Genomic DNA, 14,288 nt, shown 5'->3' on the forward strand with positions numbered 1-14,288 from the left:
TTCAATAGGATAATTATTTAGCCTGTAGCTCCCACAGGCGTAGCCTTTGAATTGTGCAGAATCTGTATCTCATAGGTTTTAGTAATCTCTTTGGCAAGAATATCCGAATAACGTTCTGAGACATCTGTGAAGCCATCGAGGCAAGCCATAGCTGGATCATTGAGAAAATGGCGTACTACAAGTATCGCAGATTCAGAAAGCTGAGAAGCAATCCGTTCGAGATAATTTCTAGCCAGTTCATGCGGAAAATAAGAAGGCGCATTTGAAAAGGAAATAAATCCACTTTTGTTTTTGCTTTTTTCAATAGTGGAAATAATATCGTCTTGAATGTAACTGATTTTGGTTTTTAGTAGCGCTTTTTTTGCTTCTTGGAAGAGAAGTGGATCACATTCTGCCGGAAGTGCTTCCGGGGAAATAATTTCTCCATGAAAGATCAATTGCAGTATGTAATTTTTTCTAGCCAAGGTATTGAGAAACATCTCATCAAAAATCTTCTTATAAGTCTGATAAAAACTGATTTTGGGATCAACTTGGGGGAATATACCCGGCTTTACTTTCCATGTGATTCTCATCAATACAGCATAAATTCGTAAAAAACAGCGCCAAGCTCTTTGAGGAAATTGATGAGCATAATAAGCTCTTTGCTCCTCCAGAGTCTCACAATCAAAAATTTTCAATCCCTTTTTTCCCACGAATTTTCGAATAAATCGACTGAATTTACGAGCACTTTGTTCCCATTTTCCGGAATAAAGAAGCGATTTCCAGGACGTATTGCTGAATAAATTTAAAAAAAATTCCTTGGCGGAGGGGCTCAAGGTGACTAATTTCTTAAAAAGCTCCTCTCGGCTTAGAGCAGAATCATTTGCAGATGGGTAACCAAAAAATTGAATGAATTCATCGTGACTTAAATGTCTTACACTTTCGATTCTTAATTCAGTCAGGTAAAGTTGTTCTACAGAGAGGTCCACACAAACAAGCTCTTGAGGAGACTTGGTCAGTAGGGGAACAATTCTGCTTCCACTTCCTGCAATTGCGATGACTCGTTCTGTATTATCAGGAAGAAGCTCTGATTCGACGATCGAATCTTCGTTGGTCAATGTGTATACTAACCCGTTAAAATGTGCTTGTCCCATAAATTTATTTCCCGTTTTGCCTAGGGTCTGTTTACAAATCGCTAGCTTGAGCCAAAATGCTGTGATTTTAGAGCACCGAAACGCAGCATACACGAAGTATGTGAGTATCGGAGCACATAAAATCGCAGCATTTTGGCTCAAGCTAGTAGAATTGTAACAGACCCTAAAGATCGCTGGTCAATATCCAATCCCAATCTTGTAGTTTCTTCCCATGATTCAGTAAAGTGATTGTCGATGAAGGAACAAGTTGTATCTGTTTCAGTTCGTCGACTAGAGGATCTTCAGATGGAGCGCAAAACATGTGGATGTGACCTTCTTGGGGTTCGCGCTCACTCCCAGTTGTTTCCCCTAGCTCACCAAATTGGGCATGCAAGACAGGGATTCTACTTTGATCGTGCGTTAGAATAAGATCCTTGATTCCTTCCAGCGAGAGGAATCGTATTTCCCCTCGATGTCGCTCCAAAATGGGGCAAGCTTTCTGCATCGCAGCGTGATCTAACGAAAATAGGCTAAGCTGGGTATCTCTTACAGGAATCCACCTAAGCCATTTTGAAAGTTTTTTTATGCGATTTTGACGGCTACCTGACGCCGGATTCATAGAAATTCCAAAACCATTCCAACAGGTCAGGACGTTTCGCAAGTAAATTTGATAAGCCATTTTAATGGGTAAACGTCGACCTCGATAATCCGGATGAATTTTCAGGTCGCAATAGTACCAAATTTTTTTCAAGCCAATATGAGATGGAGGATTTATCAGAACAGTTGCAACTACCCCAGCAACCCGATCTTTGTCTACGAGCACATAATAATAGAGTGTTCCTAGCCTCTCAAAAAAGGCAAAATAATCTTCGCCATGATCAATTTTAAAAAAACTCTCTCCATAGGGGTAGGTAACCTCACGTTCTAAATCGAGGATCTGCTCAAGATAAAGATTTTTGGTTTCAGAGGTTAAACGAACTAATTTCATAAAATTGAACCTATTGGTGATAAATACTCTTTAGTTACACAGCCTCTTGTATCAGCTTGTTGTCTTCCACAATGTTAGGGTTTGCCAAATTTCCCCGAAGCCAACGTCTGCTGCGTGCTTGAAAGAGTCCTTCATACAATCCATTAAAGAGAGTGGCTCCCAAACGAAGTCCTTGCTCAATTGAATCGTGCGTGTGTGGATCTGAATTCCAGGCTGTTCGCAGAATGGCAAAGAAGTCTTCCGCATGCTTAATATCCAATTTTTCATGAAGATCATAATGGATTAGCTGGCTGGAAGTGATCCATCCTCGTGTCACCACACTACGACCGATAAAAAACGAAATGTCAGAGAACATTTGTTCGATCATTCCCATCGTGCCAACCCCGATCAAATAGTTATCGGAGTTACATACGCCTTCCAGGGTAGAATTAAAAATTCGAAGTTCTGGCCATAAGACACGATTCGTCACATCTTCAAACGTGCATCCATCTAATCTCTGCAAAAAGGTCAGAAAAGTAAATTTATGGAATCGATCACGATCTCCTTCTCCATGCTCTTCCCATACATTTCTTAAAATGCCAAGTCTTTGATCGGGACAGGGAATTCTGGATACCAAAGCTGCCATGGGGCGGGCAAAAAATTCAACGGCAGAATAAAATTGGATTTGTGTTTCGACAAAATCACTTTTGTCAAAAGTCCCATTGTTGAGATGAACAAAATAGGAATTACTCCAATAATTTGTTTCGCGGAGGATTTGCTCGATTAGCTGATTCATACTTATCCTACTTTTACGGCACAATTGATTTGTGAATAAAATAAACTTCTATCACTTGCTAGTAACGCAGCACTTTCCTCGCGCAAAAGCTCAAAATTAGGAAAATACTGCATAAAATCTTTTTGATTATTGAGCTGGCGTGTCAGCAGTCGTGCTCCTGGCTTCATTTCAAGATTGAGACGATTGGCCAGATTTTTAATTTTGTCTTCATCCATCCAATCAAAAATATTAGAAAGGTTGACCAGATCAAATGAATGAAAATTTTCGACTTTATCAATCGTATTATTAATAAACTCAAAGTGATATTCTGGTGTTGGCACAGTGAGGTAGTAAGGGAGGCAGGATTCCTGGTTGATATAATGCCCCAAAAATAGATGATGAATGAAATAATTTTTGGACATATCCTCTTTTTCCAGCCCCTGCTCGATAACTTTTCTGAAATATTCCGGATAGGAACCTCTGGGTGCGTGCTGCACTGCTTCGGGTCCGAACATGGCTTCGAGAAAATTGTGATGAAAAAACAAATCGAAGGCTACTTTCCAATATCTGTGTTCAAACAGCACGGTCCTCACATGAGAGGCATGGCTTGGCTGGGTCAAAAGATCCTTTAATTCTTCTGGATTCAAAATAAATTCAGTAATAAAGTTTCTGAACGAACGGAAAAGAGACTCAAAATTTCCACCCTCATTGAGGCCAGACGGTGAATTATTTCCTACATTAAAAGACGCTTTTTTCTCTGCAGAGGAAAATTCTTTTAAGGCGTTCATTTTTTCTTGTATTAATTGAATTTGCGCACGATTTGGATCGACTAAAGTGAACTTAAGATGAGGGAAGTAAGCTTGTAAGGATAGGGCAGTACAACCTCCCGAAGCGATGAGTAAAACTTCTTTTGCACCTGAGGAAAGGATAACCTTTCTCTCAATTTCAGGATCTTCTCGAACTACTGAAAATTGAATGGGATTATGTTTGACCATACTTGAACCGATAGCCTCCATTTTGATCGATTGAATTAAAAATAATTCACCATCCGGGCATTGTATATATTAAGAACACTATTGTCAATATGAAAATTTTATCCTAACTATTTGAATTTATATAAATTATTTCTATTTTAAGCTATCTCGCGTCAATAAAATTTCCCACCACGTATCCATTAATGAACGTATGCTGCCCGGAAAAGCTTATCTCAGCAAACTTAGGCTAACTATTTGAATTTATATTAATTAATTGTTTGTTTGTTACGGATAAGAACTAGTGTTCATTAATAATTTTTATAGCAAGAGCACTTTGAGGATATTCAGTTTTCTTGCGCATATCTGGCAAACTACTAAAGAAATTAAAGGTCCAATTTCTATCTTGATAAGCAGCGGTACTGCGCCCAGATGTTGTACCTGCATCTCGTTCAAGAAATCCTTTTTCAGTATCTGAATTTGCAATATTGACCAGGGCATGAATTGGATTGGATGCATCCTTTTTAACCAGGCAAACCCCTTCATTTAAACCTATATCTGCAAAATCACAGTTAACGATTTGATATTTTGGTACACTGGTCAGTGCACGAACAAGTAATTGAATGTCTGCAACTTGGGTGCTTACTCTAATTTCAAAAACCGCTTTTTTCCTATTGTAGGTAATGCGGACATTCTTTTTATTTAAAGTATCGTCGTATTCTTGCATGAGTTTTAAAATCGCTTTTTTTTCATTTGTAGCATTAGCTTTTTTCGTGTTACACGATAATGAGATGAGATACATCACGTTCTGTTTTGTTTTGGGCTCCGATTCCGATTTAAAATCAGTCACTTCATCCTCCATAGCAACCACATGCTCTGCGGATGCCAAACAAGAAACGGGTAATTTAGGAGCTTTAGCGGTTCTTGAAATAAGAAAATGTTCTTTATCAACTTTCCGTTTTTTCACCATGGACGTATTTACTTCAACGTTTTCTCCATGGAACAGATAAGCGGAATAACCCGATTCACGAGCTGTACTTCTAGGAGGGGTTGAATGCCTTTTCAGAAATTCATCAATTTTTCTTTGCTCATCCTCATCTTCTATGGGTGTGATTTTCTTACTGGCTTCTTTGTAATAGTGTTGTTCATGCTTGCTTAACTCAAGTTTTCTTTTCAAGGTACTATTACTCCAAATCGAAACGAACAATAATTGAACAACATTATATTGGAATAAGATTAAGAAATTATTAACGAAAAAATTTTTTAGCTCGCATAACCTCGCTTACACTATGCAGACTATGATAGATAATTCTACGAATATCAGAATAATTGTCGGGCCAGGGCCCGACCTGCTTAACAGTAAAAATGAATGAATGATTCGTTCAGCATGAGTTGCTTGGATAATCCCATTTATGGCATTGACGTTTCGTTTATTGTTGAAAACTCCATTTCTAAAGAAGTTTCATCACTTTCATTTTCTTCAAACTTAAATAGAGAATAGTATTTTCTTGCCTTATAGGACGATGTGGTCCAAGAAATCTCCTTATCGTGGCCTATCCGTATAAATTCTGCTTTAGCGTCCAGATAATTATGATCTTTCCGAGCCCGATTTATAACCTCTAATTGTTCTGCTACGGTTGCCGGAATGCTCTTCTCTTCACCATTTACCTCGACTGTGCGCGGTGTCCATTGAAGTCCAACGTTCCATTCTTTAGTAAGCAAATACTGCTCCGCTTTATCCAAAAAGAGTTTGGCTTTATATTCTTCGGATGATTCAATTTTGCTTGTATAATCAGTTGCTTGTTTCAATAGGGCAGAGATTTGTTGATTATAGTCGACATTAGTTTCTCCTTTTAAATTGTGTGCCATATTTTCGTATGGAACAATTTTGAGTAAATCACCACCTAGTTTTTTCACAAGTGGCAAAAGGGGAAGGATTTTAAATTTATCATTTTTGTCAGGATCATTTTGGGTCATAAAATCTTGAAGGAAACCTAAAAGAGAGGGTAATGTTGGAGCTACCTGTTCCGTGGCATTTTCATCAAAATACTCCCTAATCATAGGTTCTAATCGTTGCATCACGAAAAGTGAATACTGCTCCGCTATAAATGCGGTATTAACAAGCCCCAATTTTTTCAGAGCCGGATGAATCTCTCTCAGATAAACCTGCGGTTCATTTGCTAGAGCTTCTGTATAAAGCATGGCTCGATTTTTATCATGATCCTTTTTAAACCGCACCTGTTCTGCTTCTGCACTTAACTCGTCGATATTTCCGGATGTAAGTATTCTTTCAATCATTGAGACTAATAATTTCGCCTCAGGACCTATAAACGTTGGTGAAACTCTTCGTGAAAATTTCGCATCCTTTTTAATAAGTTTATTGAGTTGATCAGTAAGCTTAATTAACTCATTTTGAAATTGCATCAGATCCTGAGGAGGAGACGTGATTAACTCTTTAAGTCTTTGATTTATTGCTTTTAAAGCGTGATCTGCATCACGATAATAGGTTGTTACAAAATCATCTTGCAATTCTTCGGGTAATTGGTTGAAACGTTCCATGGCAGCTTCAAAAAATTGCTCCATATAACGTTTTTGTACGGTATCTTTTGTACTTAACTCGGGTAATTTGGCCAACACAGTTGACATTTTTACATGCAACACAATAGGGGAGTGTTGAAATCCATGTTCGGCAAAATTAGGAATGCTGCTTAAGTACGATTCTAATGTTTTGTTGATACCTTTTGGACCATAAGCTTTAGGGGAATGGTCTTTATCTTCGTTTAAATAAGCGATGACCCCATTATAGGCGCCCATCTCATAATTCAAATCAATCATGTATTGAAATGAGTCTTTATTGTAATCATTTAACTTAATTGCCCGATAATTACTGTGTTGGTGAGTTCGATCAATAACATCTTGCTCAGCCTCAAAAAACACGATGTCTTCTTCATTCAAAACAGTGCTGTTTTCATACATTAATTTTTGGATAGCAAGCCGGTCTTGATAAAAGGAGTCGATTTGAGGAATATGTCGTATAAAATATGCCCTAGCTGCATTAACCCCCTGTATCGCTTCAGCCCACTGATGGAGATCACCATATTTTTTCTGCAAACGCTCGGGTTTGTTGGCATCAAAAATCAGATCTTTTAATACAGTTTGTAACGAAGGTTTAGGGTTTTTAAGTGACTTAGAATGCATCAGAACTTTTGCTAATTTAAATAAATTAATCCAAGTCTCTCTTTTTTCTATAAAATCATTAATTCTTATGTTCTTTGCTAACTCAGGGTCTTTAAAATCTTTTAAAACACCACCCTCAACCGCTTGATAATAACTGTCCAGGTCTTTAAACCCATGAGAATGTCTGACGACATCTAAATTTAAGAATTTACCTGAACTTAATCTAACGGTAGCTGATTTTTCAATTAAAGAATTCAGTTTCAATTGTAACTTTTTGAGAATTGCTTGTAATTTTTCTTTATCTTCTGCTGGAGGTGTTGCGCTTTTTAAACGTTCAATTTCTTGTTGTAGTAAAGAAATTTTGCTTTGAAGATACTTTTCTATTGTGGCTTTTTCTTGGCGCAAAGGAACAGCATTTAAAAAAGTTAACCGATTCGAAATGTCAATTCCTGCTTCTTTCGCGATTTTGGCTTTTAATTTTGTGATGAGTGCCTGATCCTCGGTATCTGGAGATGGGCTTCCATTTGTAGTAAGAACTACTTCTATACTATGTTTCTCAGCATATTGTAGGACATGGATGAGTTCGTTTACTCGCTTCAGCTCATTGGTGCTGAAATCAGTGAGTACATCAGCTATATCAAATACAATAAGTTTTGGAGGTTTAGGATAGCGAATCCCTTTGGGTATATGCTTTTCAATACGCGATTCAAAATAATCAATTTCATCGAGAGTTGTTTGAGAGGCTCCAGATTTAATGGCTTTAATTCTTAAAATATTGTCTAGTGATTTGCTGTATTTTTCTGCTGACGAGTCAAGAAGAAGTCCGTCTTTCGCCTCGAGAGCAACGACTTTTTTGATTTGTTCTTCTATTTTTTCTATCAATTGGTTCATCAACACATTGTGTTGGCCGCTGATTAGGTATTCTGATTTCAATGCATCAAAGCGTGTTTTTAATTCCTGAAACTCAGGAGCCCTCAATTGAGAATGTTTCTCTAAGCGTAGGTAATCTCTATCTAAATTTTCAAACCGCACTCTAAGATCATCTGTTGCGGTAATGAGAAATGGAGCATGTTTTGAAATGAGTTGAAGAACTTGTTGTCGTACTGGCTCACATTCCTTTTCAGTTAGAAATTTAGGTTCTCGGAGTAAATCAATTTTTTCTGGAGCTGGTTTTTTATAAGTTTCACCTAAATGAGTAATAGCGTCTAATATTTGCTTAATTTCTTTAGAATAAGCCCCGTTTCCATTTTCACCATAATATCCTTTTGGAAGTTCATTGAACGCTGCGTCTAATACAGCATAACCTAACTCACCCACATAATTATCGAGGTGTCCTGTTTTTGTGTTGACTTGCGATATTGCCCATTTAAATGGATGGGTAAGGTGTTCTCTTTTTCCTTGAAATAATTTATCCAAAGTTAAGAGTATGTCGGGTTTTTCTTTATCAGGTTCGATAAAGTTAAGTATGGTTTTTAGCGCAGTAAACTGTTTTTTTAACTCGTCCCACTGTTGTGGACTCAGTTCATTAGCGGCACTTAATTCACCTAATCGTTGATAAATCAAATGCATTTTTGTAATGAGATGTTCTGGATTTACTTCAAGATTGTCATAACCTAATACAAGCAATTGTGCTATGACTTTACTGCGTTGCATTAACTCATCATCAAGCATCTCATAATCATCGTCTATTTTTTCTAATAGCTCGATACGTTGTATACATCGCTCGTATTCTCTTTTTAAATTGTCAAACACTTCTCTTGTGAATTTTTTTGGATCGTGTTTCGTAATAAGCGCATCTAGTATTCCTACCAGTGTTTCTGAAACATTAGCTTTTACTTCAACGCAGACTATTCGGTCTTCTTGAGAGATCTTTTTCCAATTTTTTAAGTAGGCGTCTTGTAGACGAGCAACAAATAAAGATTCATATTTTTTTAATCGTGCTTCCTCTTCTCGCTCTAGTCTAGGATCAGTTGAAATTAAAGCGAACTCAACAAGAATTGCTTGATAACCTCCTCTGCGAGCCTGTAAGTCAAAGAACAACTCAAGCTCTTCTGGGTTCCTATTTTCTTTAAACGCGTGCACCAAGAAATCGGTAGAGCTCTTAAGTGAAGCGAATAATGGTTTCGTTGATTGATCAATAATTGGGTTTTGGCTAACTGATGCAACCCAAGCTTCTAATTGAGGAAAGGGAGTCGAATTTAGCTCATGATATTTTTCCATCAATGCAAGAAGATCTTTATGTTCTTCTTTTACAATTTTTTGGGAGCCAATCTGCTTCAGGTGTTTATCAATTTCTTGTTTTAATAAAGTGCCGTAAATGACATAAAGTTCGAGATCTTCCTCAAGAAAAGCTGCAGCTTTCTCTGTACTCATCTGAGCAATTAATTCCGCATGATTTGCTTGTTTATATTGCGGATTCAATGAGGTTAAAAGATACGCGATTTGCCTGCTACATCCTTTCCCGTCTCGGCAATGGGTATGGATATTTTCTCCAACAGAAGCGGTAGTACCTACGTTTTTGACATAGGCTAATTCTTCTGGAGCTAACTTCAAGGGTTGCTTATCCTGAATAGGAAAATGATGGATTTGGATGGGGTTACTTCCATTGATGCTGATTTCATAAGTTATAAATCGTCCTACCTTTTCAATCGGACGTGAAGTAATATTGATGTCTTTAAGCTCAGGAATATTAGGCAGGGTCACGCGTCCATGCGCATCAGGTATGAAATAATTAATAAAATCATGCTCTAAACCTTCTTGCATCGGAGCGTAGGGACGCACTCTTCCCATAGCAAAAACATGGGTCACATTATTGGTAAGTAAGTTGTTTAAATATCTTGCAATATCACGTTGTGGTTCGTAAAGTTCCGGATTCTTAGAAGGGGTCAATGACCTGGCGGAATAAGGTCCTGGTGAAATTGAAACGTTGATGTCTTTAAATTTAAAATAACCCATCCCTACCATTTGTTTGGCCGGACCTGCTAATTCCATGCTTAAGGGATGAGTCAGTTTAAACTCTTTAGATGCGCTCCCAAATTCAGCAAAACACGCTCTAGCTAATCCTTTTCCAGGTGGATGGGACTTGACGTATTCTAGTTCTGTTTTTATTGCGTGTCTTCTACTTCGTAAGTTAGGGTCCCAATCGGCTAAATTATGAAGTTCAGCCTCGAGCATCAGTGCCTTTTTAGTGTTTTCGGAAGTGAGGTCTCGGATTACCGAACTAATAACTGATTCAAAAATGATCATTTCTCGAAATGAGAGATGTTTGAGCCCATAAAATTCCAATCGCTTTTTAATCTTGGGCTCATCAAACTGGATCTCGTATTGTGTTGCAATGACTTTATTTATAGAACCGTCTGCATTAAATACCCCATAAGCATCCAGTTCACGTAACGATGCGAACTTATATGTTCCGAATGTACTTTTTATTTTGGCAATTTCTTTGTCAAGAACGACTTTGTCTATCTTATCTGGATTTGTAAGCTGTTTACCTAATTGAATCAAAAATTCACGTCTATCCACTTCTGTAAACTGAAGATCATCTCGTTCTACTTCTTCAAGGGGGACTAGTGGTACTACTGGCCTAGTTTCTAAACTCTTGGACAGTTCTCGGCTTTTATGGCGCAACACATCGTTCTTATTACCCTGACTATCCAGCACAGTGATGTACTCTTGAATATAAGCGCTACTTGGGGCACCAAGTTCTTTCATTTTTTTATGGCTGTACGCACAGGTAAAATCGCCGCAGGCGTATACATCTCGTTGCGGGTAAGTTGGGCCTGTGGTCGTAATTGTTACTTGATCTTCTTCAATTCCACATTGTTTTAACAAATCCAGAGAAAAGTCGCAGATTTCATTAGCACCACTGGGGCCAAAAGGATCAAATAGTTCAAGCTGATATTTTTCGATATCAGCATCAGGTTTAGTTAAATAAAAGCCACGCCAATGACCAGGACCAACTGGAATAAAAATATGCTTAATTTGTTTATTTTTAAGGGCCTTGATCATTCCCTCTTTCACGTCAAGAGAGATGGCGTCGAAGCGATTTGCTGGGGCCAGTACGTCGATATTTCCATAAGATCCAGGCATTAACCTGTTCATATCATGATCTTGCAACTGATCGCGCGTACTACGGTTCTGAATAAATACTACATCGTAACGGCCTTGATTGCTGTGTTTGCGTTGATTTTCAACTTTTTCGCGGTCAAATTGATCAGTAACCTTAGAATAAATGAAAACAGCGGCATCTGGCGTAGGCTTATCAGAAAAGGTTGCAAGTTGTTTGATAATAAGCATAATTACTGCATCGCTTTGAAAACCTAAAGTGATGCTGTCATTACTATCAGCTGCTAGCGTATGAAGTTCCGTTAAAAGTGTTTTCTGTTTTTCGGTTAATTTCTTTTTGCCGTTTAATTTTTCACAACGTTCAATTAAGGTTTTTAGGCTCTTTTCGCGATACTCTTCTGATTCCACTGCCATTCTACGATTCCTCTATTGTGTTGCACTTCGTTAGGCTAAAGCCGTGAGTGTTCTATATGTGATCATTTGTTCTGAAGAAGCAAAATTTTATCTTACTAACACCATGAAAATCTGAACATCATTTAAAACCAATATGGAACATTTTGGGTATTTTAAAACCAAATCGATTTAAGGTAAACATTTATTGAACTATAAATGCAAATTGTCAACTATTTTTTAGATTTTTTGACTAAATTTAATAAAATTTATCTTGATTTTATTTCGAAAAAAGTAATATGAAATGAAACAAAATCGTTATGAATCCAAAATCTCATTTTTCTAATCATTTGATTAAACACCAGGATAAGAAGGGACTTTGATATAAACTAACTTCATTTTACGATTCAGACGTATTTCTTTGCGAGTACCATTTATTTTTATAATGTAACGCTTGACCTTTCCGTTACGTTATCCCTTATCGTGTGACATTGTTGATTTAGAGGAATATGAGATGCCTTACACAGTAAATAAATTAGCTAAGATTTCAGGAGTGAGCTCACGAACTCTCCGTTTTTATGATGAGATTGGTTTATTGAAACCTGCTTATTACGGAGATAATCAGTATCGTTATTACGAGGAAGAGCAACTTTTGATGTTACAGCAAATTCTATTTTTTCGTGAGCTTGGATTTCCTCTAAATGACATACAGAGGATTATTAGTAGCGATGGGTTTGATAAAATCGAAACACTGACAACTCATAAATCGATCCTCTTAGAAAGTCTTGAAAGGACAAAAGCTCTTATTAAGACAATTGATAAAACTATGTCACATATTAGAGGAAATTTAACCATGAGCGACATCGAAATGTACGAAGGATTTGATCCTAAAAAGCAACAGGAATATGAAAAATACTTAATTGATACCGGTAATATAACCCAAAAAGAAATTGATGAAAGCTGGAAAAATATTCGTCATTGGAAAAAAGATAATTGGGATGAGCATGCAAAAGAAGGGGAGGAAATTCATCTGGGCTTAGTTCACTGCATTCTGAATCACGATAAGCCAGGGGCTAAGGAAGTTCAGGATTTAATCCAAAGGCATTATAATTGGGTTAAGCACTTTTGGACACCTACTAGAGAGAGTTATATTGGACTAGGTCAAATGTATCTTGAACATCCAGATTTTAAAGGCTTCTACGATAAATTCCATCCAGACTTAGTGGCTTTTTTAGTTGAAGCAATGACGATCTATGCTAAGAAACAATTGAATTAGCACGTGTAGTGGGTTCAAAAGAATAACCACAATGAGCGCGTGAACGTTTGCGTGCTCATGTTCGTACCCGAAAAAGTTATCCCAGCCTACACTTGCTAAGACAATCCTTGGGTCTGTCATTTCTAGATCCTAGGAATACGGTGCTATCCCATAAAATCGAAATTTTTCATTACTTTTCCGGACACTCACATGGGCACGCAAAATGAGCGCGCCCTTGTGCGTTTAATTACCCCGTCTCGAGATGCTCAATATCAATCTATGTTGTTCTTGACAAGATCATTATGAGTCACAATAATGCGATAAATTTATCGAAAACCAGTCTCGCTGCACGGATTGCCGGCCCTAACTAGGAAAAAATATGAAAAATAAAATAGTTACGTTGGCATTAACTTCCTTATCCATTACTTTCTCTGCCAATACTTTTGCTGCTGAGTACAATTTGAATGGTGCGTCATTAAGTGCTTCTTTAGGAATTCTATCAGGTAAGGCCCACGAATATGTTTATTATCCAGAAACGGATAGTAAATTAAGCCAACTGGACTGGCGCATAAAAAATGCCGCAATAATAAACGGGGAATTCAATTATGATTTCCTCGCTTGGCTTAGCATCAATGGTAGAGGCTGGACAACAGTGGCAAAAAATAAGGCTGCTATGGATGATTATGATTGGCTCAATCCAAATCAAGAAACCTGGACTGACTGGTCACATCATGAAAATACGCAGCTTAACTATGCTAATGAGTTGGATCTAAGCTTAAGAGCGTGGTTGATGCAACAACAAGATTATAAACTAGGTTTAGCAGCTGGTTATCAATGGGACTCCTTTAGCTGGCGCGCAAGGGGGGGTTGTTACCAATACAACAATGGTACCAATACAGGATGTTTTTCCAGCGAGCAGCCTGGAATTGGATACCAACAAAAATTTAGTACTCCTTATGTGGGGCTAGCTGGGAAATATTTCATCAATAATTTTGAGTTTAATGCTCTTTTAAAATTTAGCAATTGGGTTTCAGCGCATGATCATGATGAGCATTATGCCCGTAACTTAACGTTCAACGAACATGGAGATAACTTCACTTATTATGCTGCAACGATTAATTCGGGCTATTTTTTAACAGCTAATGCGAAAATTTTCGTAGAAGGCTCCTACAATCATTACTCTAATGGGCATGAGGATACGGAAATAATCGATAACGATACCGGTGAACAAGGTTATACAAGTAATTCCGCTGGTTTATCCAATAAAAATTATACCGTTGCGCTTGGTATGCAGTATCTTTTTTAATTCGAGACTCTAGGATACTGGTTACTTGCACACACTCCGTCATCCCTGCGAAGGCAGGGATCCATCCTTCAAAATTGTTCCTAACCCAATTTACTGGGGAACTTCGCAACGTTGGAGGATAGAATATCCTAACAATGCAGGAGATATAGAATAAATGGATCCCAGGGATGACAGAATGTACGAGTATGATATTACCCTGGCGTCTAAAAGTTATTGATTTTATGTGATATTCTACGCGCTTTTGACTAAATCAATTTGTTGAGATGAGTA

The 14,288-nt window shown here is 37.6% G+C and carries 8 protein-coding genes; 2 read left to right on the forward strand and 6 right to left on the reverse strand.

Annotated features, from left to right (window positions below):
* Nucleotides 1-17: 17 nt before the first annotated feature.
* From Lstg_RS06585 to Lstg_RS06610, 6 genes are all read right to left on the reverse strand, one after another.
* On the reverse strand, nucleotides 18-1,133 hold the full coding sequence (locus Lstg_RS06585; RefSeq protein ID WP_058476874.1) for a DUF3419 family protein: 1,116 nt from the start codon (nucleotides 1,131-1,133) through the stop codon (nucleotides 18-20).
* A gap of 163 nt (nucleotides 1,134-1,296) precedes the next feature.
* Nucleotides 1,297-2,100 carry a hypothetical protein gene (locus Lstg_RS06590; RefSeq protein ID WP_058476875.1) on the reverse strand — a complete coding sequence of 268 codons (804 nt, stop codon included), beginning with the start codon at nucleotides 2,098-2,100 and terminating at the stop codon, nucleotides 1,297-1,299.
* A 34-nt stretch (nucleotides 2,101-2,134) separates the two neighbouring features.
* Nucleotides 2,135-2,875 carry an iron-containing redox enzyme family protein gene (locus Lstg_RS06595; protein WP_065235605.1) on the reverse strand — a complete coding sequence of 247 codons (741 nt, stop codon included), beginning with the start codon at nucleotides 2,873-2,875 and terminating at the stop codon, nucleotides 2,135-2,137.
* A 2-nt stretch (nucleotides 2,876-2,877) separates the two neighbouring features.
* Nucleotides 2,878-3,849: a DUF3419 family protein gene (locus tag Lstg_RS06600; RefSeq protein WP_058476876.1), complete on the reverse strand. Its 972-nt coding sequence runs from the start codon at nucleotides 3,847-3,849 to the stop codon at nucleotides 2,878-2,880.
* A 277-nt stretch (nucleotides 3,850-4,126) separates the two neighbouring features.
* A complete protein-coding gene (locus Lstg_RS06605) occupies nucleotides 4,127-5,002 on the reverse strand; it encodes a hypothetical protein (RefSeq protein ID WP_058476877.1) in 876 nt (291 codons plus the stop codon).
* A gap of 233 nt (nucleotides 5,003-5,235) precedes the next feature.
* Entirely contained in the window at nucleotides 5,236-11,481 is a 6,246-nt protein-coding gene (locus Lstg_RS06610; RefSeq protein WP_162264076.1) for a hypothetical protein, read from the reverse strand.
* Between the two features lie 490 nt (nucleotides 11,482-11,971).
* On the opposite strand from Lstg_RS06610, the gene Lstg_RS06615 reads away from it, so the two are divergent.
* On the forward strand, nucleotides 11,972-12,733 hold the full coding sequence (locus Lstg_RS06615) for a MerR family transcriptional regulator (protein ID WP_058476878.1): 762 nt from the start codon (nucleotides 11,972-11,974) through the stop codon (nucleotides 12,731-12,733).
* A gap of 358 nt (nucleotides 12,734-13,091) precedes the next feature.
* A complete protein-coding gene (locus Lstg_RS06620) occupies nucleotides 13,092-14,018 on the forward strand; it encodes an omptin family outer membrane protease (protein WP_058476879.1) in 927 nt (308 codons plus the stop codon).
* The last annotated feature ends 270 nt before the right edge of the window (nucleotides 14,019-14,288 follow it).

This window comes from Legionella steigerwaltii (assembly GCF_001468065.1).
GTDB lineage: Bacteria > Pseudomonadota > Gammaproteobacteria > Legionellales > Legionellaceae > Legionella > Legionella steigerwaltii.

Excerpts from the sequence above, each read along its gene's own strand:
- Lstg_RS06620 (WP_058476879.1), top strand. The coding sequence starts at position 13,092 with ATGAAAAATAAAATAGTTACGTTGGCATTAACTTCCTTATCCATTACT.
- Lstg_RS06585 (WP_058476874.1), bottom strand. The coding sequence starts at position 1,133 with ATGGGACAAGCACATTTTAACGGGTTAGTATACACATTGACCAACGAA.
- Lstg_RS06600 (WP_058476876.1), bottom strand. The coding sequence starts at position 3,849 with ATGGTCAAACATAATCCCATTCAATTTTCAGTAGTTCGAGAAGATCCT.
- Lstg_RS06590 (WP_058476875.1), bottom strand. The coding sequence starts at position 2,100 with ATGAAATTAGTTCGTTTAACCTCTGAAACCAAAAATCTTTATCTTGAG.
- Lstg_RS06610 (WP_162264076.1), bottom strand. The coding sequence starts at position 11,481 with ATGGCAGTGGAATCAGAAGAGTATCGCGAAAAGAGCCTAAAAACCTTA.
- Lstg_RS06595 (WP_065235605.1), bottom strand. The coding sequence starts at position 2,875 with ATGAATCAGCTAATCGAGCAAATCCTCCGCGAAACAAATTATTGGAGT.
- Lstg_RS06615 (WP_058476878.1), top strand. The coding sequence starts at position 11,972 with ATGCCTTACACAGTAAATAAATTAGCTAAGATTTCAGGAGTGAGCTCA.